Source organism: Bifidobacterium thermophilum (assembly GCF_002846655.1).
In the GTDB taxonomy this organism is placed as follows: Bacteria; Actinomycetota; Actinomycetes; order Actinomycetales; family Bifidobacteriaceae; genus Bifidobacterium; species Bifidobacterium thermophilum.
Genome location: NZ_PCGX01000001.1, coordinates 151,706 through 178,192, shown reverse-complemented (window position 1 = coordinate 178,192; position 26,487 = coordinate 151,706). Strand labels below are relative to the sequence as shown.

At 61.1% G+C, this 26,487-nt stretch carries 20 protein-coding genes and 1 tRNA gene; 10 read left to right on the top strand and 11 right to left on the bottom strand.

All coding sequences use genetic code 11. The annotated features are described in order from the left end of the window. Positions 1-92 precede the first annotated feature (92 nt). Positions 93-163: transfer RNA gene (locus CQR48_RS00635), tRNA-Gly, on the bottom strand. Between the two features lie 221 nt (positions 164-384). Between CQR48_RS00635 and CQR48_RS00630 the strand changes: the two genes are divergently transcribed. The 4 genes from CQR48_RS00630 (at position 385) to yddG (ending at position 2,363) form a co-directional block, all read left to right on the top strand. Then, entirely contained in the window at positions 385-645 is a 261-nt protein-coding gene (locus CQR48_RS00630) for a type II toxin-antitoxin system Phd/YefM family antitoxin (RefSeq protein WP_101451616.1), read from the top strand. 3 nt (positions 646-648) lie between these two features. Beyond that, complete coding sequence (locus tag CQR48_RS00625; RefSeq protein WP_101451615.1) at positions 649-909, top strand: Txe/YoeB family addiction module toxin; 261 nt, start codon at positions 649-651, stop codon at positions 907-909. Positions 910-965: 56 nt separating this feature from the next. Next, entirely contained in the window at positions 966-1,124 is a 159-nt protein-coding gene (locus CQR48_RS09055; RefSeq protein ID WP_180334476.1) for a hypothetical protein, read from the top strand. Between the two features lie 264 nt (positions 1,125-1,388). Continuing rightward, entirely contained in the window at positions 1,389-2,363 is a 975-nt protein-coding gene (gene yddG / locus CQR48_RS00620) for an aromatic amino acid DMT transporter YddG (RefSeq protein WP_101451614.1), read from the top strand. Positions 2,364-2,612: 249 nt separating this feature from the next. Here the strand turns inward: yddG and CQR48_RS00615 are convergent, their stop codons facing one another. The 5 genes from CQR48_RS00615 to CQR48_RS00595 form a co-directional block, all read right to left on the bottom strand. After that, entirely contained in the window at positions 2,613-3,023 is a 411-nt protein-coding gene (locus tag CQR48_RS00615; protein WP_015449613.1) for a peptide deformylase, read from the bottom strand. Between the two features lie 111 nt (positions 3,024-3,134). Beyond that, on the bottom strand, positions 3,135-3,995 hold the full coding sequence (locus tag CQR48_RS00610; RefSeq protein WP_101451613.1) for a phosphatase PAP2 family protein: 861 nt from the start codon (positions 3,993-3,995) through the stop codon (positions 3,135-3,137). A 209-nt stretch (positions 3,996-4,204) separates the two neighbouring features. Beyond that, positions 4,205-5,179 carry a zinc metalloprotease HtpX gene (gene htpX, locus CQR48_RS00605; protein ID WP_101451689.1) on the bottom strand — a complete coding sequence of 325 codons (975 nt, stop codon included), beginning with the start codon at positions 5,177-5,179 and terminating at the stop codon, positions 4,205-4,207. Positions 5,180-5,533: 354 nt separating this feature from the next. Then, entirely contained in the window at positions 5,534-6,994 is a 1,461-nt protein-coding gene (locus tag CQR48_RS00600) for an FAD-dependent oxidoreductase (RefSeq protein ID WP_101451612.1), read from the bottom strand. A gap of 234 nt (positions 6,995-7,228) precedes the next feature. Beyond that, entirely contained in the window at positions 7,229-8,311 is a 1,083-nt protein-coding gene (locus CQR48_RS00595; protein WP_180334475.1) for a RelA/SpoT domain-containing protein, read from the bottom strand. A 150-nt stretch (positions 8,312-8,461) separates the two neighbouring features. On the opposite strand from CQR48_RS00595, the gene CQR48_RS00590 reads away from it, so the two are divergent. After that, a complete protein-coding gene (locus CQR48_RS00590; protein ID WP_101451610.1) occupies positions 8,462-8,917 on the top strand; it encodes a Panacea domain-containing protein in 456 nt (151 codons plus the stop codon). A gap of 491 nt (positions 8,918-9,408) precedes the next feature. Here CQR48_RS00590 and CQR48_RS00585 read toward each other — a convergent pair whose 3' ends face one another. The 3 genes from CQR48_RS00585 to CQR48_RS09050 form a co-directional block, all read right to left on the bottom strand. Next, positions 9,409-11,754 carry an HAD-IC family P-type ATPase gene (locus CQR48_RS00585; protein ID WP_101451609.1) on the bottom strand — a complete coding sequence of 782 codons (2,346 nt, stop codon included), beginning with the start codon at positions 11,752-11,754 and terminating at the stop codon, positions 9,409-9,411. 781 nt (positions 11,755-12,535) lie between these two features. Then, positions 12,536-14,461 (bottom strand): DHA2 family efflux MFS transporter permease subunit, encoded by a 1,926-nt coding sequence (locus CQR48_RS00580; RefSeq protein ID WP_180334474.1) that lies wholly within the window; start codon positions 14,459-14,461, stop codon positions 12,536-12,538. Between the two features lie 20 nt (positions 14,462-14,481). Continuing rightward, positions 14,482-14,703, bottom strand: a complete 222-nt coding sequence (locus CQR48_RS09050) for a hypothetical protein (RefSeq protein WP_180334473.1) — start codon at positions 14,701-14,703, stop codon at positions 14,482-14,484. 1,064 nt (positions 14,704-15,767) lie between these two features. On the opposite strand from CQR48_RS09050, the gene pdxS reads away from it, so the two are divergent. Together pdxS and pdxT are read left to right on the top strand one after the other, a co-directional pair. After that, on the top strand, positions 15,768-16,646 hold the full coding sequence (gene pdxS / locus CQR48_RS00575) for a pyridoxal 5'-phosphate synthase lyase subunit PdxS (protein ID WP_015449602.1): 879 nt from the start codon (positions 15,768-15,770) through the stop codon (positions 16,644-16,646). A 152-nt stretch (positions 16,647-16,798) separates the two neighbouring features. Then, positions 16,799-17,410, top strand: a complete 612-nt coding sequence (gene pdxT / locus CQR48_RS00570) for a pyridoxal 5'-phosphate synthase glutaminase subunit PdxT (protein WP_101451607.1) — start codon at positions 16,799-16,801, stop codon at positions 17,408-17,410. A 231-nt stretch (positions 17,411-17,641) separates the two neighbouring features. Here the strand turns inward: pdxT and CQR48_RS00565 are convergent, their stop codons facing one another. Next, complete coding sequence (locus CQR48_RS00565; RefSeq protein WP_101451606.1) at positions 17,642-19,198, bottom strand: glycosyltransferase family 2 protein; 1,557 nt, start codon at positions 19,196-19,198, stop codon at positions 17,642-17,644. Positions 19,199-19,318: 120 nt separating this feature from the next. Between CQR48_RS00565 and CQR48_RS00560 the strand changes: the two genes are divergently transcribed. Together CQR48_RS00560 and CQR48_RS00555 are read left to right on the top strand one after the other, a co-directional pair. After that, complete coding sequence (locus CQR48_RS00560) at positions 19,319-20,572, top strand: glycoside hydrolase family 5 protein (protein ID WP_101451605.1); 1,254 nt, start codon at positions 19,319-19,321, stop codon at positions 20,570-20,572. An 84-nt stretch (positions 20,573-20,656) separates the two neighbouring features. Then, positions 20,657-22,240: an aminotransferase-like domain-containing protein gene (locus CQR48_RS00555; RefSeq protein ID WP_101451604.1), complete on the top strand. Its 1,584-nt coding sequence runs from the start codon at positions 20,657-20,659 to the stop codon at positions 22,238-22,240. A gap of 864 nt (positions 22,241-23,104) precedes the next feature. Here CQR48_RS00555 and CQR48_RS00550 read toward each other — a convergent pair. Continuing rightward, positions 23,105-24,427 carry an amidohydrolase family protein gene (locus CQR48_RS00550; protein WP_101451603.1) on the bottom strand — a complete coding sequence of 441 codons (1,323 nt, stop codon included), beginning with the start codon at positions 24,425-24,427 and terminating at the stop codon, positions 23,105-23,107. 157 nt (positions 24,428-24,584) lie between these two features. On the opposite strand from CQR48_RS00550, the gene CQR48_RS00545 reads away from it, so the two are divergent. Continuing rightward, positions 24,585-26,273: a PucR family transcriptional regulator gene (locus tag CQR48_RS00545; RefSeq protein WP_101451602.1), complete on the top strand. Its 1,689-nt coding sequence runs from the start codon at positions 24,585-24,587 to the stop codon at positions 26,271-26,273. The last annotated feature ends 214 nt before the right edge of the window (positions 26,274-26,487 follow it).

Here is a 26,487-nt window from a genome sequence, read left to right as displayed (position 1 = left end):
GTTTGCACCTCGCCCAGCGCAACCGGTTTGAGAAGGCGGGACTCGTCATGATACGAAAAATCGCGGCACCAAGCCGGTACCGCGATCGCGAGAGCGGATGACGGGAGTCGAACCCGCCTCTGAAGCTTGGGAAGCTTCCATTCTACCGATGAACTACATCCGCAGTTGCGCAGCAAAGCCGCACATACAAATAAGCACTTTACCACAGCGCGCCGATTTGCGCATCCTGTCCGCGCGGGACCATGTCAGCCGGCATTTCATCGTCAACGCTTCACCAGCCGGCACCACTTGGTCAATCCAAGACTTGCTGCGCACTGACCTCCCTGATATGCTGTACAGTATTCTGTACAGCACCTCAGGCAGGAGCGCAAGGAAAGGACGAAGATGGTCACCGCAGTCGCTTACACGAACTTCCGCAAAGATCTGAAATCCTACATGCGCCGGGTCAACGATGACGCGGATATGCTGCTTGTGACGAACAAGGATGAACATGACAATGTTGTCGTCATGAGCGCTTCCGATTACGCCTCCCTCATGGAAACGCTCCGGGTGTACCAGAATCAGTATCTGCGCAACAAAGTTCAACGCGGCATGAGGCAGATTCGCGAAGGGGCAGCCGTACAGCACGACATCACCAAGGATTGACCCATGCTCCGTTGGACGGATGACGCCTGGGAAGATTACCTGTATTGGCAGTCCCAAGACAAGCGCACGCTGAAACGAATCAACGCCCTCATCCGGGACGCGCAACGCTCGCCGTTCGAGGGCATCGGCAAGCCGGAGCCGCTGAAACGGGACTTCCAGGGCGCTTGGAGCAGACGTATCGATTCAGCGAATCGACTGATTTATATGGTCGCGGACGGCGACCTGTGCATCCTGTCAGCGCGAGACCACTACCTGGGACGCTGACGGCACCGCCGAACCCCTAGGACTAGCGTTGAAACAACACGACATCTGGAGGGATTATGAACAAAGGCCAGTTCATCGCGCAAATTGCGCTCAGCATACTGCTGATTGTCATCGGCGTCAGGGACCACGACGTTCCGATTATCATCATCGCGGCGGCCAGCATGATTCTTGACATCGTCGGTTGGTGGTGGCAATCCCGCACGAAACGGCAGTAGCACGAAACGGCAGCAGCGCGGTACGGCTCGCCCGACTGGTCACCTTCGCATTCGTCTGATTGTTCGCCTGATTGTTCGCCTGCCGGTCGAGTGGCCGTCACCCGGCGTGCACACCCGGGCGGTACAGTGTTGCTAGCAATATACGCGCTCTCGTTCCGCTCCGACGCACTTTCCGCACACCTGCCCAGTACCGAGTGCCGGACACCGGACGACGTACGTCGAACAAGACCGCGCGCCCAGCAACCCTAGAGGAGAGCCCCAGCCATGCCGAACCGCACCACCGACACCGCCAACCCGCTCCTCGGCCACGCGATTTCGCATGGCGGCACGGTGATCGGCCTGTTCGCCATCGTCCTGTGGGGCTTCATGGCCGGTCTGGTGCGGCTCGTGGCAGACGCGTTCGGCGCGGCTCTCGGCTCTGCCCTGATTTACACGGTCGGCGGCATTCTGCTGCTACTGACCCGACGCCCGAAACCGCTCTCCCAAGCGCCCCGCCGCTACCTCCTGCTCGGCGGCCTCATGTTCGTCTCGTACGAGGCTTCGATTTCCCTGTCCATCGGCCTCGCCTCCACTGCCGAACAATCCGTCGAAGTGAGCTTGGTCAACTATCTGTGGCCGACGCTGCTGGTGCTCTTCACTGCGGCGCTGTCCAAACGGCAAGGCGCGCTCTGGCAGGCGTTGCCGGGAGCCATCATCGCAACCGCCGGCGTGGCGATGGCGGTGGGCGGCGACAGTCTGGATGTGCAATCGGCCCTGCGCAATATCGCGTCGAATCCGCTGCCGTTCGCGCTTGCCTTCGCCGGAGCGCTGATCTGGTCGGTGTACGCGGCCATCTCGCCGACGATGGCCGACGGGTATGACGGCACGACGATTTTCTTCTGCAGCGTGGCCGTCGCGCTGTGGGTCATCCATTTCGTGTCCGGCGATGGGCTTCCTGCGCAGGCTCCCGGACTCGGCGGGTATCTGGCGCTGATTGCATGCGCGGTATCGATTGCCGGCGGATACGCGTGCTGGGGGTACGGCATGCTTCACGGCAACATGGAAACGCTGGCGATCGGATCCTATGCGACGCCGGTGTTTTCGACCGCATCCAGCACCCTGCTGTTGGGGGTCGCGCTTGGGCTGCCGTTCTGGATTGGCGTGGCGCTTGTGGTCACTGGCTCGCTGCTCAACGTGTGGTTCTCGCGGCGGGCGCGAGCGCGGGCGGATATGGCGGGCGCGGATACGAACGACCGATAATCGGATGAGTCGATGAGCCGGCAATCCACCGACCGCCATCGTGTGAGGATCCACTCACACAACGACACCCGACAGACCAACATCAGCCAGATCCACGACCTCCGACCGGCATCATGTGAGGATCCGCTCACATTCCGGCGTCCATGCCATTCCAGTCAGCCCGATTTCGGTCGGTCACAGGTCACCATGTGAGAATCCGCTCACATACTGGCCGCTGCCAACCGCAGCCGGCCACAATCACCGCCAAACTCACACCAGAATGCCGTCGAGGTGGTCGACCTCGTGCTGGATGATCTGTGCAACCCATCCGGCGTAGCTGGTCACATGCCTGTGGAAGGAGTCATCCTGCCAGGCGACGGTGATGTTCTCGTAGCGCTTGACCCGCGTCACGCCTTCCAGCGACAGGCACCCCTCCTTCGTGAGGTACATGCCGGAGCGCTTGATAATCACAGGGTTGACCATAATGACGTCTTTTTCACCCATCGTAACGATGATGATGCGCGTCAAACTGCCGATCATGTTGCCGGCCATGCCGACGCAATCGTCATGATGAGCGGCGAGGGTGTCGCGCAGGTCCGTGATCACCGCCGTATCATCCGCCGTCGCGGGCGCTGATTTCCGGGCGAGGAACGTCCTGTCCTTCACGATGTCACGCTGCATGATATCTCCTGTCCAAAGCCTTGTGCCGATTGGCGTTTGCCATCATACCGGCAGCCGCCGATGCGATTCGCGTGCCGACACAATCAACCGCGCCCGACGCACTCGCACCACTCACCGCGCGGGATCGCACAACCGGTACACGCACCACACGAGAACGGGTGTCAGAACGAGCGATGTGCACACGTCGGTCGGGTAGTGCACGCCGTAAATCACGCGGGACAGCGCGACGACGAACGGCACGACGACCAGAATGACCGTCAGCACGGTCCGCAGAACACGCCAGACGAGCGGCGATCGCGGCGATTGTGACGATTGCACTGCCGTGCCAGCCAGCCCGCGGGAATCCTTGATTCGCGCATCGATGACATGCAAGGCGAACAGCGCGAGCGACACGACCACCACCGAGCAGGCTGTGTGCCCGCTGGGGAAGCTCGGGTCGGGCATCAATGCGCCGCGGGCAGTGCTGGGCCGCGGCCTGTCAACAATCGTCTTGATAAGGCCGACGACCGCCATCGGCAACGCAGCCATAGCCAGCCCCCGCAACATCTGACCGGCGCTGCGCGTTACCGCCCAAATCACGCCAAGCAGCACGACAATCACCGGCACGGCCACCACCGCGGAGAAGCATACGGCGATGGTATACGCTGCCGGCACGAACGCCGCCCAACGCGCGCCCGCGGCAAGAATCAGCCGCATTTCCGCAACATGGTCCGCCGTATTGGACCGCAATATCAGACCTTCGACGATGGCAAGCGCAACGACCGCAAGCGCGAGCGATACAATGCCGATTGACGTTCGGTGGCGCGAAATCGCATGCGTGGCGGACTGTACTGCGGTCTGCCCGGTCGCGACACCGATAGCGGCGTCATCAATTGCAACGTCATTGATCGCAACATCATTGATCGCAACATCGCCGGGGAGTCCTTGGATGTCTTGGGATTCTTGAACTTCCTGTCGCCAAGTTTGTGCCACGGCCGAATCCTTTCATCCACATTCGCTGTCATTGCGTGCGTCTGCCGGCCAAGATGGCGGCGGCACGAACACGAGCCATTTAGCATACCATCGAAGAAATCGCCGGAACACGACAATCGACTCGCCGGCACCAAGCCGTCACAACCGCCCGATTCTCAGCGTCGGTACAAGCTTCTGCCGACGCCCGGCACCCACCTTACCGTCGATAGTCAGCGGCCGTACTGGGAGTAAGCGGGCTGGGCGGTCTGCTGGTAGGGCACCTGCGGGGTCTCGCCCGGCATGGTGACGGCGGCGCCGTGCATTTCGTGGGCCATCTGCATCAGCCGGTTGATGCGGTCGGCGGTCGGCGGATGGGTGGAGAAGAGCTTCTGGAAGCCTGCCTCGCTGAACGGGCTTTCGATCATCATGGCTGCGGTGCTTTGATTTCCAGCGGTCGCGGCCATGGGATGTTCCTTGACGCCGTACGAAATCTTGTACAGCGCGGATGCGAGCGCCTCCGGGTCTCCGGTCAGCTTGCTGCCGTCCTCGTCGGCGTCATACTCACGCGTCCGAGAGATCGCAAGCTGAATCAGCGACGCCCCGATCGGCGCGAGAATCGCGCTGAGAATAACCCCCAGGAAGCCGAACGGCCCGGAATCGCGGTCATCGTCATCGCCACCGCCGAAATACATAAGCGCATAGCCAAGATATGTGATGACCGTCGCCATGGCGGATGCAATGGCCGAGGTGAGAATGTCGTGGTTGTACACGTGCATCAGCTCGTGGCCGAGCACGCCGCGCAGTTCACGCTCATTGAGGATCTGCAGGATGCCCTGCGTGCAACATACGGCGGCGTGATGCTCGTTACGGCCGGTCGCGAAGGCATTGGGGCTCATGGTCGGCGCAATGTAGATGCGGGGCATGGGCTTGCCGGCCTTGGCTGACAGTTCACGCACAATCCGATACAATTCAGGCGCTTCTTGTTCGGACACATGCCGTGCGCCCATCGATGCGATGGAGATGCGATCCGAAAACCAGTATGAGATGAATGTGCTGGCCACACCGATGACGAGATACACCCCCAGCGTGTCCTGACTCGCACCGGTCAGCCACCAAATCAGCATGATGATTGCCCACATCAGCCCAAACAGAAAGACTGTTTTCAAGCCGTTGCAGTGACCATGCACCTTCATGTTGCCGTTCATGGTGTTCACACTAAAAGCCGTCGCTGAGTTTTTTCTGAATACGCGCTTGATGTACGGCGCGATGGCTGTTCCAGATACGCGACGGCGGTGTCGCAACGTGCAAAAAACGTTGCGACACCGCCGTTTCTTGGGGTTATGCCGATGGGGTTCTGCGGCGCTACGCCTTCAGCTCAGCGCGTCCCGGTTCCGATCAATCCGAGATACCAGCGCGTCAGCGTGCCAACGCGCAATGCCGACCCGCCAAACTCGCCAGCATGCCAGACTGAAGACCCACCAGCGTGTCAGCCCGCTGGATCGGTCCGCCGCCCGCATCACTTCACACGCGTCACTTCACACGCGTCCACTTCGTCCGCATCACTCGGCGTGAGCGAGCGTACGCATCTGCTCAGGCTCAATGACCTTCTTGTGCTCACGGCCTTCCTTCGCGCCCTCGGAACGTTCGAACGCGTCGATACGCTTCCATCCGGCGAAATCAATCGGCTTGACACCGCGTTCGGCAAGCAGTCGGTCGATAGATTCGGGATCGCGATCCGGGGCGATGCGACCGCCCTCAGCAGCCTTCGACAGATCCTCGAGCATGTTGGTGACGATCATCAGGGCGTCAGACTTCGTGGAGCCGATCAGGCCCACCGGACCGCGCTTCGCCCAGCCGGTCGCGTACAGGCGGTCGCGCACGTCGCCGCCATCAGCCTCGGTGGTGATACGGCCGTCGCCGCCCGCGTTCGCCAGGTGCGCGTGACGCTCGTCATACGCAATACCGGGCGCGGTGGCCGGCTGATAGCCGATGGCATGGTACACGGCCTGCACAGGGTAGTCGGTGAACTCGCCGGTGCGGTGCATCACGCCGTCGGCACCGGTTTCCGTGCGTTCCACGCGAATCGCCTTGACCTTGCCGTCCTCGCCGAGCACCTCGGTCGGCGCAGAATTGAAGTGTACGTAGTACTTGCGGTCCGCCGGGTTGCCTTCGAAATCGACGTCACCGTCATCTTCCATGTCTTCGGCCATTTCGCGGATCGCGTACAGCTCCTCGACCATCTGACGGGTCAGCTTGTTCTTGCCGGCTTCCTCGATGGTGTCGTCGTCAAGTTCGAAATCGTCCTCGTTGATAATCAGCTGGACGCCCGGCAGCTTCTCCATCTCGCGCAACTCCTGCACGGAGAACTTCGCCTGCGCGACGCCACGACGGATGAACAGGTGCAGTTCGCGCGCCTTGTTGTTCTTGATGCCTTCGTACACGTTGTCGGGGATGTCGGTGCGAGCCTTGAGATCGTCGGCGTTACGCATGAGCTCGCGGGCGACGTCCATGGCCACATTGCCGCCGCCGATGACGGCGACCTGCTGCGCATCCAGCGGCCACGTGCGGGCGCCGGTGGGATAGCCATCGTACCATTCGACGAATTTTGCGGCGCCATACACGCCGTCCAGGTCTGCGCCAGGCAGATTCAGCGGTTTGTCCTTGACCGCGCCAGTCGCGAACAGCACGGCATCATAGCGATGCAGCAGATCGTCCAGCGTCACGTCCTTGCCAAACTCCACATCGCAATACAGGTGGATGTCAGGATTATCGAGGGTTTTCTCCAGCGCGTCTGCAATGAATTTGATGCTCGGATGGTCCGGGGCCACACCGTAGCGCACCAGGCCGAAAGGCACCGGAAGCTTCTCGAACAGGTCGATGCGGGCGTCTGTGCCCACGCCGAGCTTCTCGCCTTCCTTGCGCAGCTGGCGCAGGAAGATATCCGACGAGTAGACGCCTGCCGGGCCGGCGCCGATCACTGCAATCCGCAGTCCGTTCTTGTCATCATGTTGGTCAACCATGCGTTCCAGCCTAACGCAACCTCAGTAATTGCGGAAGATGTACGAGCGCCGCGCGACCAACCAATCGCACCGCGCGCCGAAAGGATGCGAAAAGGAAACCCGAACCCAGTCCACCGCCGTGTATGCCCAGATCAGAAACGACAGCCACGCCCTGGCCAACCGGGCAGGATCCGATGCCATGCCCTGCGAAATCACACAGTGACCATGCATTAGCGCCTGCGGCAAAGCGATCCGTCATTGCATGAAATTCTTCACCTGCATCACAAACGCTTGCACATTAGATGAGTAGTTCGGGTAGGCGAGTTTCAGCTGGTCAGGGTTCCGCGCATAGACAAGAACCACGTTGTCAAATGGAGCCGACCCATCATTGTTGCCGGCATTCTCAGCGTTCTGATACGCAAGGACGGCAGTATCAAGCGCATCCGAGGCATCTGCGGGAAACGCGCGCATGTTGAGGATCTGTTCAGTCCGGGAGAACTCCAAGAGATACAGTCCGGCCCCTTCAGCACGCACAGCGTCTGCCCACGATACGGGGAAAACCGTGTCATCCGACGCTTCAAGATCGTCCAGCAACGTCTCGAAGTCAGATGAAGAGCGGACTGCTTTTGCAAGCTGCGCCTCGTCCGTGCCTTTGAACTGTATCGGCATCGGCGTCCCCTCTTTCATGGCGAAAATGGCAGACGCAACACGAAGGGAGTCACGTATGCGCCTCTCCTTTTCTTCGGAACAATCCTCCTCGGGTTTCGGGGTTTTGAGGTCGAGATTGTATATTTCTCCTGCTGCTTCCACGGTCGTCGACCAGTAGTGCTGAAGCTTGGTGCGAATCTGTATCTCGACACGGTAGAGAAGAGATCTCTTCCCTTCGCCGACGCGCATTTGAACAACGTCATGGTAGCTTCGATATCCGCTGGATTCCGGGCGTTCAATGTAGTTCTTGGGCGGCTTTGCTTCCGGGAACAGGTCACGCATCCGTCGGCAGGCTTCTTCAACTTGCCGCATGTCATCAACGATAAGCCGGCAGCCTCCGATATCGTCGATCGCGCCGAGCTCAAAATCGTTGCCGCGGCGAGTCAGCTTGGCAAGGATCGACGACTGGCGTTTCAAACGGTACGTTGCCACACTCCCCGGAATTTCCTTGGAAATCTCGAGAAGCCGCCGGAAACTCTCTTGGGTCGGAACGATGTGCTGCTCTCTCCATTGGAGCATGACCGTTATCGCGTCTTGGTATTCTTGCGATTCCGGCGGGCAGTTGCGCAAAACATGTCCCGCGGCTGTCGCCTTCCTGCGGCTGACGTTCATCGTCACCTCCGATTCCACACATTGCTTTATCCACCCCGGCACGCTATGATGGATGTCCCAAAGATTCCGGATAATGGCAATCGTAACGTACGTAGCGCATCGCAGAAACGCATCGCAGAACAACAACGCAGAGAACAACACAGAGAAAAACATAAGAGGGGAGGATGCATGACAACGATAACCGACGTCGCAGCATACATACTCCAGAATAACGGCACGATGAGCACCATGAAGCTCGAGAAACTGTGCTTCTACTCCCAAGCCCAATCACTGTCCAAACGTGGTACCCCCCTGTTTAACGAAGACTTCCAGGCATGGCGCAATGGGCCGGTGTCGCCAGCGCTGTTCAATCTCCACCGTCATATGTTCCTCATCCACGCTGGCGAGCTTGACCAGTTCCTTCCTGATGGCACACCACGCCTGACGGACGAGGAGAAAACAATCATCGACGTGGTGTGTGGGCAGCTCGCGGCAAAGACCGGAAACCAGCTCAGCGAACGCACACACGCTGAAGCACCTTGGCGGGACGCACGCACTGGGCTTTCGCCGGCCGACCCCTGCAATCGGATAATCGACAAGGATTCCATCGCGCGATTCTATACAGCAAACCCTGTCGTCCGATAGGGTGCGGCACAACGCATTGGTGCCGGGGCACAACGCATTCACGCCGAGCACATCAATGATCAGCGCATTACGCTGAAAATGCTGAAAGCCGGCGGAACAACAGAAACCACGAGAGTACCTGCCCGTGGTGTGACTGGGTAGTCGCACCACGTCAAAGTATCAGCCGCCACAACCGAATTTCATGGTATATCTGGCTGTTGTGCGACCTGGAAATCACACCGCGGGCCGATACCAAGCCAAAGCAAGAGAATTCCCTGGTAACCCGCTCGCCATGCGACCAGACGGTTACACCATGGGCAGGTAGCGACAGCCCAAGCGGGATTACGATGCGAATCTGCCCGCTGCGCGGTCATCCAGTTGCACAGCGGGCAGATTCAGACAGCAGGCCTAGGCGGACTGGGCCGGCCACCAGCCTCCAGCTCCGCCCAGTCCAGCCTCAAACCCAGCAAGAAGGCCGCAACCCCGGGCTCAGCCGCGCGAAGCCCGACCCCCTACTCGCGATCGAGCAGCGCGGTCAGCGCCCACAGGATCGACACCACGTCAATCAGCTCCTGCAAGAACGCGCCAACCACCGCGGGAATCAGATTAAACGCGGCGCACACCATGCCCACAATCGCCAGCGACAAGCCGGCAATCACCGCTTGCAGCATGACGCGCTTGGTCCGCCGTGCAATCGCGATCGCCTTCGGCACGCATGCGATGTCGTCGTTCATGATGACTACTTGCGCGGATTCGGAGGCAGCGGTCGTCGTGCCATCGGTCATCGCCATGCCGATATCGGCAGCCGCGAGAACCGGAGCGTCGTTCACGCCATCGCCAACCATCATCGACACCGGGCGCGTGGTCGACTCGCCGACCAGCTTCTGGATGATGCGATCCCACCACGGCTGTGGAGCAACCTTGTCCTGTGCGGCGGAACGGACGGTATTCACCTTGTCTTCCGGCAGCAACTCGGAATGGACGTCGCTGATACCGACCTCGTCGGCGATGATACGGGCGCTAGGCTCTTTGTCGCCGGTCACCATCGTCAGACGCCCGACACCCAAATCGCGCAGACGCTGCAATGATTCCTTCGCATTCGGCCGCGGAATATCCTTCATCACGATACGAGCCGCAAGCTTGCCGTTCACCGCCACATACGTGGCCATCTCATCAGGGGCGAGACCGCCGTACCGGCTGTCCGGGAAGAAATCAAGCGGTGTAGCCGACTGAGGTTGCAAGCCGGCGTCCACCTGACCTTGCGTGACATATGCGAAACGTCCAACACTGACGTCCAGCCCATTGACAGTACCGGTAATACCCTTGCCGGCATCCTCGTGGATGTTCTTGACGACCGGGTAATCACCGCGGCGATGCCCCGGATCGGTCGCGGGTTGCGCACAGTTGCGGTTGCCCTTGTCGAAGCGGTCATGCAAACGGTCGATTGCCGCCGCCCCCGCCTTCACAATACCTTTCGCGAGGATGTGCACGGAGTAGGTTTCTACAACCCCGGCGAGCATGAGAATATGATCCTTGTCGAGGCGGGCGTGGGCGGAGCCTGCTCCCGTCCCAGCGGCATCGGCTCCCGAGCCTCCAGCGACCCCGGCAGCACCGGCATTCGCGGTAGCACCAGCGGCGTCTCCCGCCGGGCTGCCCACCATGGCGACCGTTCCGGCTTCGGTGACGTGCATCGGGATTCCGGCGCCGGCATCCGGCAGCAAATCAACGCGCACGACCTGCGGCTGCTTGACTGTCAGCGTGCCAGTCTTGTCAAAGAAGATATGTGAAACGCGGCCAAGATTCTCCAAAATATCCTGGGCTTTAATCAAAATCCCAGCCTTCGCCAAGCGACCAGTGCCTGCCATATACGCAACCGGAGCGGCGATGAGCAGCGGGCACGGCGTAGCAAGCACAAGCACCTGCGCAAACCGCGTCGGCACGCCGGACACACCCCACGCCACGCATGCGATGATCAACGAAATCACCGTGAACGGCACAGCAAGGATATCCGCGGTTTTCACGACAGTCGCACGCGAATTCTGCGCAGACGCAACAAGTTCGAGAATGCGCTGGTACTGGGAGTCGTGCGACAACTGGGTGGCGCGCATGGTGAACGCGGTCGAACCGTTGACCGCCCCCGACATGACGCGGGCGCCGGCGAATACCTCACGCGGCACCGGCTCACCGTTGATATTGCTCAAATCAAGGGTTGCCTGTCCGCTCATCAGCACGCCGTCAACAGGGACGGTCTCGCCGGGAAGCACGGTCAGCACGTCATCCAGTTTGACTTCCTCGACGGGAATCGTGCGGAAGTGCACATTGCTGTCATCGGTCGCCGGAGCCGTTGAGGTATGGGAGTCATCGGCGCGGTCGGCACTTGTCGCGTCTGCGGTCTTATGGAAGCCGTTCTCGCTATGCTGCGCCCCGCCTGCCGCCGAGCCAACACCCGGCAGTGCGGCGACATGCGCGGTCTGCGGGGCAGCCTTGATCAGCGCGGTCAGGTTGCTTTCCGCCTTGGATTGCGCGTATTCCTCAATCGCCTCGCCGCTCCAAACCATAAGCACGACAGTCCACGCCGCCCAGTACTCGCCCACGGCGACCGTGGACAGAATCGCGATCACCGCGAGAATATCGACACCGACGTGGCCGTGGCGCAAATCATCCACCATGCCGATAATCGTGTCTACGACGGTATACGCGACCAACGCGATGATGATGTACTGGCCCACTGACGGGTCAAGGGAACCGAGGGAATGGTCCCACGGCCGGAAACCCCACAGCAACGCAATCGGCAGCGCACTGATGATGGTGATTGGAAGAAGCGGTACTCGCTTGCAAAGATCGATGATGCGTCTCATCGTTTCTCCTTACGCTCGTATACGGGGCCGGATGCAAAGTGCTTGCACCCGGTTCTGCAATCACGCCTTGTTAACCCACCGACTGCGTTGTTGGTGCCGGAACTTGAATCCCGGGACAAGCGCCTCCGATACACGGCGTAAAGATGACATATTCAGTTATGAAAATCAGTTATGAAATTCAATTATCGCAACGCGCATGTGCGCGACTTCTGCCATGGTATCAGTTTGCGGACGCTACGCGAGTCAGGCGCATATGGCGTGTCGCGCCGGACGACGGCTGCGGATTGTTCGTCGGGGATCCCGCTGGAAATCGCCTGTCGCAAATCGCCCGCGGCAAGCACAATCCGCCAAAGGCAACCCGCCATGAGCTGCAGCAACGTGCCGCTTCGCTTCGACGGAATTCCGACCGCAGGCGATGACTCTCAGCTAATTCGCAGAGAAACACGGGCGTGTTCAATGACTTGCCCGGTAATATGCAAACTATCAGCGGACATCCGCTGACCGGGCGCAAACCCGATAACTCAATCCCTTCTCTTCTTCTCCCTGACCCGGCGGTTCTCTTCTCCCCGCCGGGTTTCTCTTTTCTCTTTTTGCGCAGGCGGCCCCACAGTGCGGCACACCACAATCAACCGCGGAAGCCCCTCCCCCCGAACCAGTTACGGCAAAAGGTCAGTCAACACAACCGTTTTGGGATGCACGCCAACCATAGCGGCTCAGTACCACCGAGCCCACTGCGCGCAACCAGTTCGGAAAGAGGAATCGCAATCAGCGTCAGTGCCCGTCACTCATCCGCAGGCGCAACCGTAGTGACCATGTACCGCATCAAATCGGAACGGCTGATCACACCGACCACCTGCTTGCCATCCTCACCACCGGTAACCGGGAGCTTCTTGATGCGATTGCCGGCAAGCATTTCGCACACGCGGCGGATCGTGGCATGTTCATTCACCGTGACCACACGATGCGTGCAGATCTCCATCACATTGGTCTGGCGCAAACCAGCCACGCGCTGCGTGAACTTGTCGCCCTGCACCCACAGCGCATAGACATACGCCATCGACGCCTTGTCATTCGTGTCGCCAATCAGCGTGCGCATAATATCGCCATCCGTCACGAATCCGACAGCATGATGATGCTCATCAAGCACCGGAATGCCCGTCGTGCCGTTTCTCACAATCACCACAAGCGCATCGTAAGCGCTGTCAGCGGCGGTGACAGCATACACATCACGCTTCATCGCATCAGCAAGCGACGGCTCGCCAGCATGCTCCAAATCCTGTTCGCGCGATTCGGAAGCCTCAACGCCGGCAGCCACGGTCGCCTTCGCCTTAGCCTCAACCCGAGCAAGCGCAAGCGCAGCAATAAAGCCCAACACATCCACCACGAACGCGACACGGCACGCGATATCGAAGCCCGCAGCCGTACCGACCGCAACAGACTCGCCAGACGCCTCATGAGCGGCGGACACCGCAGACAGGATCCCAACAAACACCGACGAACCCACACAACCAGCAATCTGGAAAGTCGTGGACACAATCGTCACGCCATGCGGATACATCCGGCGGTCAAGACTGGACAGCGCATACGACTGCGCAGGCCCCATCACGCAAGCACAACCGGCAATCGCAGGCGCGTAAAGCAGCACAATCCGCATGCTGGTCGTCGAACCGCCAGTAAACGACAACGCCAGCACGAAGCACGCAATCACCGCCATACCGACACTCACCAGCCAGCCCACACCGAAACGGTCGAACACCTTGCCCGCCACCGGCGACAGCACACACGACACAAGGCACGCCGGCAGCAGTGTAAGCGCCGCCTGCAACGGAGTGAAACCAAGCGCACTCTCCATAAACAGCGGCAGCAGAATATTCATCGAAAAGACCGTCATCAGCGCGGCGATCACCAGCAGCACACCCAGCACAAACGCGCGGTTGCCGAACGGCTCCAGATTCAGGAACGGCTCAGGAATACGACGCTGGCGCAACACGAAAACAACAAGCGCCACCACGCCGATAACCAGCGCGACAACAGCGGCAACCAGCTGACCGGAGAACACCGTAGACACGCCGTACAGCAGGCCGATCAAACCGATGGCGGCGAGCACCACCGACAACGCATCCATATGTGGGTGCGTCAGCTGCGCGATATCACCGACCCACAGGACCGAACACACCAAGCAGATCGCAGACAAGGCGGCGAGCGCGAAAAACAGCGTATGCCACGTGCCATGCGCCAGCAGCGCGCCTGCCACAATCGGGCCGAACGCCGGGCCAAGTGTGGTCATCGCGCCGATGATGCCCATGTAAACGCCGATCTTGTTCTTCGGCGCGACAGCGAGCGTCAGATTCATACCGACCGGCACGATCATACCGGTGCCAAGCGCCTGCACTACGCGCGCGGCGACAAGCATCGCGAAATTCGGGGCGAAACCACCGACGATGCTGCCCGCGAACAGCAGGATAAGGGACAGCGCCATCAGGCGTGACGTGCGGATTTTCTTGTACAGGAATCCGGCGACCGGGACCATCACGGCGGCGGCGAGCATGTATGCCGTCGTCACCCATTGCACAACGCCGGCGTTCACCGACATGTCCCGCATGATGGGATTCAATGCCACGTTGAGGAATGTTTCGTTGAATGTGGCAAGGAATGTGGCGAATCCAGCCACGAAAAGAACACGGCCAGGTCTGATGGTCGAAGTCACGTGTTGTCCTTTCTTCTCTTTCAGCTCTTGACGCTGCTCGTTGTTTGCTGCGTTTTGCTTCTTTGTTGTTTCTTGTTCATCGTTTCGGCACGATCGCCGGGTTTGCGCGCATGAACGCCGCATTTGCCGCGCGAGGTCGTTGCCGAAACGGGCGTGAATGCAGACAGCGAGGCCCGGACCGGGTGATCCCGAATCCGTTGATTTTCCTCGACATGCCTGCGAACGAAATGCGTGAGCCGCATCGATGAAAGGCGAAATCTACAAAAATAGCCGCAGTGTCTCGTGACACGCATCGTTCAACATAACCGAAAATCCGCGGCTTCGTAAGCGGGCGGGCGTGTCGGGCTGGCAGCGGGGCAGATGGAGGAGAGGAGAGGCGGGGGCGGCGGGAAGCAGGAGAAGCGGGGCGTGAGCGGGAGCGTAAGCGGGGAAGCGGGGCGGCAAGGTGTGAGCGAATCCTCACAAAGTCACCCTCCAGCCTGCCAATCCAACCAAACCGAGCCGCCGCAACCCCACCGTGCGAGCACATCCTCACACGGTGACACCCGCAAGCAGCCGGACACCGGCACAGTACTGCGAAACCAGTCACCGTGCGAGCCAATCCTCACACACCGGCCCTCCAGAACAGACATACCGGCCAACTCAACCAACTCAAGCCCCACCGTGTGAGCACATCCTCACACAATGTCATCCCCGTCAGCTCACACACCGGTCCGGCACCACGAAACCCGCCACCGTGTGAGCACATCCTCACAAAGTCACCTCCCACCCTGCAAAATCAGCGAATTCCAGACGCTTCCACCCCACAGTGCGAGCACATCCTCACACAATGACACCCACACCCATCCAGACACCCGCGCAGTACTGCGAAAACCCTCCACAGTGCGAGCCAATCCTCACACACCGGCCCTCCAGAACAGACATACCGGCCAACCCAACCAACTCAAGCCCCACCGTGTGAGCACATCCTCACACAATGTCATCCCCGTCAGCTCACACACCGGTCCGGCACCACGAAACCCGCCACCGTGCGAGCCAATCCTCACAAAGTCACCTCCCACCCTGCAAAATCAGCAAATTTCAGCCACCGCAACCCCACACCCAACCAATCCAATCACGAATTGGCTGGGTCACAAAATCGCGGATTGGACCGATTCCGTAATGGATTTCAAACAATCAGCCCGCCATAATGATGCGTAATCACTCATGACGGGCGAGAAAACCGCGGAAAATCGCAGATTCGCAACATTCGCGAGCGCGCGACACCGGCGGCAGCCCCCGCCCGCCCGAACCGGAAAGGATCGACATGGCCGAAGAAAACCGTGCGGAACTCAACAGGAACCTCGCCCAGATGCTCAAGGGCGGCGTCATCATGGACGTCACCACCCCGGAACAGGCGAAAATCGCCCAAGATGCCGGCGCGTGCGCGGTGATGGCGCTCGAGCGCATCCCCGCGGACATCCGTGCGGCGGGCGGTGTGAGCCGTATGAGCGACCCGGCCATGATCAAGGGCATCCAGGAAGCTGTCACCATCCCGGTCATGGCGAAAGTGCGCATCGGCCATATCGCCGAGGCGCGCATTCTGCAGGCCATCGACATCGACTACATCGATGAGTCCGAGGTCCTCTCCCCCGCCGACGACGTCTACCATATCGACAAAACCCAGTTCAAAGTGCCGTTCGTGTGCGGCGCGAAGAACCTGGGCGAGGCGTTGCGCCGCATCGCCGAAGGCGCCGCGATGATCCGCACCAAGGGCGAGCCCGGCACCGGCGATGTCATCCAGGCCGTACGCCACATGCGCACGATGAACCGGCAGATTCACGAACTGCAGGCGTTGCGCGACGACGAAATCTTCGAAGCCGCCAAGAAGCTGGAAGTTCCTTACGATCTGGCCAAGTACGTGCACGATAACGGCCGTCTGCCCGTCGTGAACTTCGCCGCCGGCGGCGTGGCGACCCCGGCCGATGCGGCGCTCATGATGGAGCTGGGCGCTGAAGGCGTGTTCGTCGGCTCCGGCATCTTCAAGTCCGGCGACCCGGCCAAGCGCGCCGCCGCCATTGTGCAGGCGACCGCCAACTGGCAGGACGCGGACCTGCTCGCCCGCCTGAGCGAAAACCTGGGCGAGGCCATGGTCGGCATCAACGAGGACGAAATCAAGACCATCATGGCTGCTCGCGGAGAGTGATCCGGGCGTAGTACGGGCCGGCGCCGACGCGCTTCGCCTGTGTCGGCCCGCAGCCGGGTGAGACACGGGCTGGCGCGACAACGGCGCGACAACGGCGCGACAAGATACGCGCTCAGAGATGCCGAAGAGAGCATGAAAGAGAGGAGGACCCTATGGTTGTAGCGGTCCAGTACATCGAAAAGGAGCAGGGCGGCGACCAGACGCACGACGTCACCGGTATCCTCGCCGTCCAGGGGGCGTTCGCCGAACATGCGGCAACCCTTGACAAACTGGGCGCATCCTGGCGTCTACTCAGGGCGGCCGAGGATTTCGACGACTCCATCAGCCGCGTGATCCTGCCCGGCGGGGAAAGCACCACGCAAGGCAAGCTGCTGCACTCGACCGGGTTGTTTGAACCGATCAAACAGCATATCGACGCAGGCAAGCCGGTGCTCGGAACGTGCGCGGGCATGATTCTGCTCGCCAGCAAACTCGACAACGACGACAACGTCTACTTCGGCGAGCTTGATGCGGTTGTGCATCGCAACGCGTACGGCCGACAGCTGGGCAGCTTCCAGACTGTCGGCTCGTTCGGGGACATCCACGACCTGCCGCTCGTGTTCATCCGCGGTCCGTATGTCGCGCATGTTGGCCCGAAAGCCACTGTCGAGACGGAAGTGGACGGGCATGTGGTCGGTCTGCGGCAAGGCAACATTCTCGCCACCGCGTTCCACCCGGAACTCACCGACGACACGCGTGTGCACGAGTTGTTCCTGTCGCTATAGGGCTGCGGGGCGCTGGGGCATATAGGAGTCAGGCTGCCGCTTCTTCCGCGCCTTCCGTCTGCTTATGTATGCGATGACATACGCAACCGGACGGAAGGCATGGGAGAACAGCGGAATCTCCCGGTATCTGTCGGCTTGCGTATGTCCAGACATACGCAACATTGCGTCGGCAGAATCACGGATTAATGAGCGCATCATCCTGTGCAACATCACACACAAACCGCCACGCTGTCACTCCGCGGCCCCACCATCGGATGCGCCATCGGATGCGCGATCGCGGCCAGCGACCACGGCACCGGCTGTACCAGTTGTGCCAAGGGCGGCAGCCGCATCAAGCGCCGCATCTACATCATCGTTCCCGACATCAGCCGCCCGTCGCGCGGTATCCACCGCCTCCCGGGTTTCGGCCTCGCCACGCGCTGCAGCGTCTCGGATTTCCGCAATCAGCGTCTCGCCGGCCTGCAGCCCGCCCATGGCAAGCCGTTCGAAGTCCGCGGCCGCCTGGTCAATCATCCTCTCGACAGGCTCGGCTTTCGCTGTCAGTTCGAGCTTCGCGCCTTTGCGCGTGAGACTGGAGTCCACGTATCCTTTCAGCGCCAAGGTCTCGGCAAGACGTGTCACCGACACGCGCCCGGCGTCGAGATAATCCTGCAAGGCCTTGAAATCAGCGGTATCACCGCCATAATGCAGGAACACGATGACCCGCACTTCGCCAAGATCCATACCGAACTGCGTAGCGATACGTTCCAAATATCGGTCCAGTATCCGAGATGCCAGATGTGCCGCGATGAAAGGATTGTCACGCATGCCATCGGGCACAATCAAGGGAAGCCGCTCCTCGCCAAGCCGCTTGGTGCTGGGCAGAGCGGGATTCGCCGAACCGTCCGACGCCCACGCGATCAGATACCGGTAGATGCTGGCCCGCTTGCGCGCGAACGTGTCCTCGTCGTACACCTGACGGAAGAACTCGGTGTAATAGTCGAACACATAGCGCTTGATCCGCACGGTTTCCGACAGTTTCATCGCATGGTTGACGAGCGACCCCTCGGTTTTCACGTAGTAGTACATCGGCACGTGAACCGGGTACACGCTCGCCGCATACACCATGTAGTCGAGGTTGAAAATGAAATCCTCGCACCAGCTGACACTCGTGTCCATACTCACCTGATGGCCACGGATGATGTCACGCCGGTACAGTTTGTTCCACAGCACCCCGAAGTAGAAATCCGCGGGATCCTTGAGCAGTTCGTCCGCATACTCCTCGCGCGAAATCACGCGGTCGATGCCCGTCAGTCCGCCCTTGCGGGACGTGCCCTCGCCGACCACACGGTAGAAATCGGCGATGACCATGTCGGCCCCGCTGTGTTCCGCGGCGCGCACCAGCAGTTTGGTGGCGTCTTCGGTGATCCAGTCGTCGGCGTCAAGGAACTGGATGTAGGTGCCGCGGGCGAGCGCCATGCCCTGGTTGCGTGTGTCGGATACGCCGCTGTTGGGCTTGTGGATGACGCGGACGCGCGGGTCTTTGGCGGCGTATTCGTCGAGGATCGCGGGCGAATCGTCATGACTGCCGTCATCGAGCGCAATGAGCTCGAAATCGCGGTATTCCTGCCCAAGGATGCTGTCGATGCAGCGTCGCAGCGCGGTGGCGGCGTTGTAGACCGGCACGATGATGCTGACGGTTGGGGCGGCTGGGGCGATAGTTCTGGTTGAGGCTGATATCCGGCTGTCGCTGCCGGTCTGCGGTTCGGTATTCGATTCGATGCGTTGTTCTGTCTGCTGTTCCGCCATCTTGCCCGTCCTTGGCCGATTCGCCGGTTGTTGAGTTTCGTCAATCGCTGATATCGCCTATTATCGCGCGTTTTCGCGACGACTTGTGTATTACAGTGAGGAAAAAGACAGGAGCCTGCGATGAAGCGATTATCTCTGCAACGGTTACCTCTGCCTTGGCGCACCGCTACTGCGGACACAGGTGCCGAGCCTGGCGGCCTCACCCCGATTCGCGGCGTGAATCTCGGCAACTGGCTGGTCCTGGAAAAGTGGATGGAGCCGGCGTTGTTCGAAGGCTACCGGGCCGAAGACGAAGACACGCTCGCGACGGTCGCCCCGAAAGACCAACTCGCACAACGCATCCGGCATCATCGCGACACGTACATCACCGAACGGGATTTCCGCGAAATCGCCGCCTGCGGCATGAACCTGGTGCGTCTGCCGGTGCCGTACACCGTGTTCGAATCCGAGCCCCCGCTGGGTGGCGCATGGCGCTATGTGGACAAAGCGATGAGATGGGCACGCACGTACCATTTGCGCGTGCTGCTCGACCTGCATACCGCGCCGGGCGGGCAGAACGGCTTCGACAGTTCCGGGCTGATAGGCGCGGTCACGTGGCATAAGAAACCGCAGAACGTGGAGAAAGCCATCACCGTGCTGGAAGGGCTCGCCCGCCGCTACGGGCATGATCCCGCCCTATTCGGCATCGAGGTCATCAACGAGCCGGTCAGCTGGCCGGTGTTCTTCTCCAACCGCAAGAAACTGGTGGCGCGCAATCCGAAAGACAAGCGGTACTCCAGCTACGTACCGATGAGTTTCCTGCGGCAGTATTACCGCGCGACCTACAAGCGATTGCGGCGCTACCTGCCGGACGATAAGGCGATCGTGTTCCACGACGGGTTCCGTTTCGGCTTGTGGCGTGATTTCTTCAAACGTAACCAGATGACGAACGTGTACGTGGACGCGCATGTGTACTTGTCGGCGGCAGAGCGGATCGCCCGGGTGCACAGTCCGTGGGCGTACCGGCTGTTCCTGCGCTGGCAGCGGCGGCGGATCCGCGGCATGCAGCGCGTGGTGCCGGTGCTGGTCGGCGAATGGTGCGTGGAGAACGAGTGGGCGAAGAACCTTGACCCCGGCGAAATGGACCTTGACCAGTTCGATGACGCGCAACGCCGCCGGTTCGCGCATGTCACGCGCATGCAGCTCGACTGTTTCGGGCAGGCCGCGGGGTGGATGTACTGGTCGTGGAAGCTGGAACCGTCGCTGCACACCGCGCCCGACGCGCTGTGGAAGGAATGCTGGGATTTCCGGCGGTGCCTGATGCACGGGTGGCTGCCGTCCCTCCGCCGTCCGCCTGCCGTTCACGCGGCACCGCACACGGCCAGTCCCAGCTAAAATGTCGCGCAAGACATCACGCCGGGAACTGGCAGCCAACAAACCAAGAGCCAGAACCCGACAACCGGAAGGGGGTCGCCGCCGATGCCAATCACACTGAACCGCCACAGCAGCGTCCCACTGTACCGGCAGTTGGTCAACGCCCTGCGTGAGGACATCGTTTCCGGCGCGCTCGCCGCGAACTACAAGCTCCCGCCCGAACGCGAGCTCGCTGAACGGCTCGGCGTCAACCGCGCGACCGTCCTGCAGGCCTACCAACAACTGAAATCAGAAGGCCTGATCGCCTCGCACGTGGGGCGCGGCACTTTCGTGTGCGCGAGCGATGACCGGCAAGGCGGCGCGCCGCCGTGGCAGATTCTGTTCAGCGATTATTCGAACCGCTTCACCTATCATGACATCGCCGCCGCCGATCAGGCACAGCAAGCGCCCGACGCCATCGATTTCGCGACCGGCTCGCAAAATCCGGCGGATATCCCCGATGATCTGCTGCGCAGCGTCAGCATTCGCGCGTTTGAATCGGCGGATTTCCACAGCACGCAGGAATCCCCCATCGAAGGGTTCCCCCAGCTGCGCGAACTGCTCGCCGACCACATGACGCAACGCGGCGTGCGTTGCGACGCCGACAACGTGATGGTGCTGTCCGGCGCCGAGCAGGGGCTGGATTTGTGTGTGCGCGCATTCGTGAACCCCGGCGACTGCGTACTGGTCGAACAATCCACGTTTTTCCCCGCGTTGCAAGCTTTCCGATCCGCGGACGCGCGGGTGATCGGTGTGCCGATCGACGAACACGGCATGCGCACCGACCTGCTCGACGGGTATTGCAAACGATTCCATCCGAAACTGATCTTCACCATTCCGACCTTCCAGAACCCGAGCGGCGCGACCATGCCGTTGCGTCGACGGCGCGAAATCGTCGAAACCGCGATGCGCTACCAATGCCTGGTCATCGAGGATGACCCGTATGGCGAACTGTGCTACAGCGGGCGCACCGACGGGATCGGCAGCATCGGCAATGCCGGGAACGCCGGCATCACAAGCATCCCCGGCAACGCGAGCGGCGCAGGCAAAGCAAGCGGCGCGCCCTCCCAGCGTCCCCGCGAGCTGACACCGCTCAAAGGCATGGAAAACGCGGGATACGTGATCTACCTGTCAACGTTCTCAAAGACAGTGACACCGGGGCTGCGAACCGGCTGGCTGGTGGCTGACAGCCATGTCATCGCGCGGATTGCAGCACTGCGGCGGATGATCGACCAGCACACGAGCTCGTCATCGCAGCTGATCTGCATGGAGCTGCTCAGCAGTGGGCGTATCGGGCGGCATATCGGGCGATTGCGCGAAATCTACGGGCATCGGCGCGACCTGATGCTCGATGCCTTGCGCCGGTACGCACCGGACGGGATGCGCTGGAACACGCCGCTGGGCGGTTACTACCTGTGGGCACGGCTGCCGGATGGCTTACGTGCCGCACGGCTGCTGGATGACGCGCGGCACGCGGGCGTGACGTTCATGCCCGGTGACATGTTCGCGGTCGACGAGGATGACAGCAGTCATATCCGGCTGAATTTTGTGCGGCCTGATTCTCGGCAGATCGCGCCGGGGATCCGGTTACTGTGCGACACAATCGCCGAGGCGGCGCAAGGCACGGATGGACGCGGCGGCGAGCGCTAGACATCACATATCCGGACAGGTACGCATGCCAAGACATACGCAACCGGCAAGATAGACAGACGACACTAGGACCACCGGAGGCATCCGGGAAGTTACGCATGCCAAGACATACGTGGCAGGCGGCATCGCAGCGCTTAGCCACTGCGTCATCACTGATTTGACGGCCTGCGTACGTCTCGGCATACGCAAACCGACAGACTTCCCAGCCCAAGCCGCAGGCTCCCCGACATCTGTCATCTTGTGCATGTCGGAACATACACAATCAGCATCGTCGCCCGCTTGTGAAACGGCCGAGCGAGGGTGATGTGAGCGAATCCTCACACGATGACGCCCGCAACCTGCCAGACACCAGCTCGGGACCATGAAACCGGTCATTGTGCGAGCCAGAACTCACACAATCACCCTCCGACGCAGCAACACAGCAGGTTCCAGCCGCCCCAAACCCCATTGTGCGAGCCAATCCTCACACGATGGTCTGTGGCCGACCGAAATCGGGCTGGGTGGGACGGAATGGGCGTCACTGTGCGAGCTAATCCTCACACAGTGACATTTGAAACCGGCGAACGGGGTGATTGCAAACGTTCCGGGCGCCACCGTGCGAGCCAGAACTCACACAGTGGCGGTCAGATCTGTCGGCGGTATTGATTCAGGTGGCTTCGTCGGCCGTTGTGCGAGCCAATCCTCACAAACAGAGGATCTGCTTCAGAGATCTGCCTCACCCACGGCACCCACGGCCAGCCCGCGGGAAACCCGCCAATCCAAAGGGCATATCCCCAGCTGCAACGCCTCACAGCAGTTCAGTCGCCGAGTCCACCCCGACCGGCCACAGCGCTCACACAACACTCGCGCTCACAACACCCACGCTCACAGCAGTTCGGTCGCCGAGTCCACGCTCGTCGTCGCGGTGAACAGCGTCCGCCCGTCGCGCACGGACCGCAGCACGTCGCAGCGCTCGTACACGGCGTTGAACACACTGTCCGCATCCAGCACCACGAAGTTCGCGGGCTTGCCGACTTCCACACCGTACGAGTCGAGCATGCCGAGCGTGGTCGCGCCGTTGACGGTGAGGAACTTCATCGCGTCATCGATTTCGGGGAAGCTCATCATCTGGGCCACGTGCAGCACGTAGTCGAGAATGATCATCATGTTGCCGTTGCCGAGCGGATACCACGGGTCTTGCATGGAATCCTGACCGAGCGACACGTTGACGCCGGCGTCGGTGAGTTCCTTGACACGCGTGATGCCGCGGCGCTTGGGGAAGGTGTCCTGCCGGCCCTGCAGGTAGAGGTTTTCGGTCGGGGCGCACGCGAAGTTGATGTGCGCAGCCTTGAGCAGCTTGGTCAGGTGGAAGAAGTACGCATTGTCGGCCGATCCCAGGGAGCACGTGTGACTCGCGGTGGTACGGGGGCCGATGCCCGCACGGTAGGCGAGCGCGCTGAGCAGTTCCACGTAGCGTGAGTTCGGGTCGTCGGTCTCGTCGCAGTGTACGTCGATGAGCTTGTCATACTTGGAGGCCAGCTCGACCACCGTGTGCATGGAGCGCTCGCCGAATTCGCGGCACTGTTCGAAATGCGGGATGCCGCCCACGCAGTCGGCGCCCATGCGCAGACCTTCTTCCACAAGGTCCGCGCCGCTTTCGCCGTTCGGTCCCTCGTAGGAGTACATGCCTTCCTGCGGGAAGGAGACAATCTGGATGGTCACCGTGTCTTTGAGCTCTTCCTTGAGTTCAAGGAGCGCTTTGAGCGAGGTGAGATTCGGGTCGGTGACGTCCGCGTGGGAGCGGATGTACTGGACGCCGTGACGCAGCTCCATGCCAATGGCCTTGCGGGCGCGTGCCTTGATTTCGTCGATGGTGAGGTCGGATTTCGTGTCGCTCCAGCGTTGGATGCCTTCGAACAAGGTGCCGCTTTCGTTGACGGCGCCGGGCTTGCGTGCGGTGAACACGTAGTCGAGGTGCAGGTGAGTGTCGCAGAACGGCGGGGTGACGAGCTTGCCGCCGAGGTCCACGGTTTCCACGCCGGTCATGTCGTAGCCTTGCGCGGGAAGGCTTGCGGCGAGGCCTTCGCCGATGGCGGCGAAACGGCCGTCTTCGACGAGGATGTCCTGGAGCGGGGCGGTCTGGGCTGCGGTGCTGCCGGGCTGTCCGGTGGCTATGTGGGCGTTGGTGAACAGGGTTCTGGTGGTCATGGTGTGCTCCTTCCTGCTGCCGTGCCGTCGTCTGCCAGTTTGCGCCGGCCGGTACGACGAATCGGGTTCGTAATGTATGTCGCCTATTGTGGGCGCGATGATGCGCGTTGCCGTAACGTGGAGGTGACGTCGCGAAGCCGAGAAATGGACAGTTTGTATGACGCTGACGATGCATGACGTGATGACGGACCCGATGTTCGCTCGTACCGATCCGACAATCGAGGCGGGAGAAGCAGGCATGGACCGCACGGTCCGTTGGGCGTACACGAATGAGCGGTACGATATCGCTTCGTTCCTGTCCGGCGGCGAACTGGTGATTATCGAAGGCAGCGCACTGCTCGGTCATATGGGCGACGACGAGGTCATCCGATATGTGGACACGTTGGTGGACGCCGGCGTAGCAGGTCTTGCCATCGAACTCGTGGAGGGCGTGCGCACCGTGCCAAAGGCGATGATTGCTCGCGCGGACGAGCGCGGCCTGCCCGTCATCGGTATGCATCGGCGCATGCCGTTCGTCGACTTGTGCCAGTCCATCAACACCTCAATCGTCAAGGATCAGCTGCTGGTGCAGGTGCGCACCGACACACTCGCCACGACGATGCGCACCCGGCTCGCCACGGCCCGCTCCGCGCAGGATGTCGCGAAAATCCTCAATGAGATTTTCGGCGAATCCGTGGCGATTTTTGATTCCGACGGCCTGGTGATCGCGCATTGCGGACCGTCGATTCGCCCGGCGGACGCCGATCATCCCGCGGAACGGACCCTGGTGCTGGACGTGCGCAAGAACGGCGGCCCGCTCGCAAGCATCGAAATCACCCAGCGCAATCGTCTCGCAGACGGAAGAATCGCAGACCGCGTCGATGAAGTGATCAAGCAGGTACTGCCCGCATTCGTGCAGACGCAGCCTCGCAACGCGATGCTTGCCCACGTGCTGCAGGGGCCAACGAACGGCTATCGGGCGGGAGAACAGGAGATCAACGATGCAGCCACCATGTTGCAGGCGATTGGCCTGAGCGACGTGAAACACCTGATTCCGTTTGCTATCGGCATGGATTCGGTTTCGTCGTCAATCGACGCCGTCTCCCGGTGCCTGTCCGGCGACGAAGAGGAGGATGCTTCAGACGAGGACACCATCGCGGATGTGCTAGAGGGGAACATGCTGTTCGGGCTGTATGCGGCGGCTGACGGCGGCGATGACAAGGGGCCCGGTTCGGACTTGGATACGGGCACGAATCCGGGCTCGGCCTCAGATGCAAATCCGGGCCCTGCCCAAGGCGGCGGTACTGGCAAGGCCGGCAATCGCGGCGACGCGGTAATGCGACTCAAACGGCGGCTCGCAGATGTGGCCGCGCTACCTGGAACATGGTGCATATACGGCAGGGCGGTGCCGAGCGTCGGCATGCTGCTTGATGAATGCGGTCTGCTGCAGTTCGCCGCGCACGATGCCGCAGGCCTGCCCGGCACCGGTACGGTGACGAATCTGTTGACCGCCGCGCCGCAACGACTGCTCGGCATCGGACACACGAGGGACGCCGCCGGCGCGTTGCAGTCACTGATGCTGGGAGACGCGCTGCCGAATCAGGAATCGCTGATACGCACTTTGGAAGCCTGTTTTGACGCAGGCGGCAATATTTCCAAGGCGTGCGAACTGCTGAGGATTCATCGTCAGACGCTGTACAACCGGCTGGCAAAAATCACCGAATTGACCGGCATCAGCAAAGAGGACAGCGTGGCTTGGCCGCTGCTGCTGTGCGCCGCGAAACTCAAAGTCGCAGAACTCCAAGCCACGGAATTTCAAGCCGTGGAGCCGGCGGACGGCGGGCAACAACCGGCGCGCTCCGCGTAATGGCGAGCCGAGACAACGGGCATGAGCACGGCAACGCGCAATCGCTGCACCAGCCAATCGCCTGGAAGCCCGCGATGGTCGCGGCCCCAGCAATAATCGCGGGCCCAACAACCGACGCACACGCATCAGTCAAGGTGCCCAGCAAACCACCGGTCCGAATCAATCAGCACGCTTCACCCACGCTCAACAACTAGACAATTTGTCCATTTGTCGT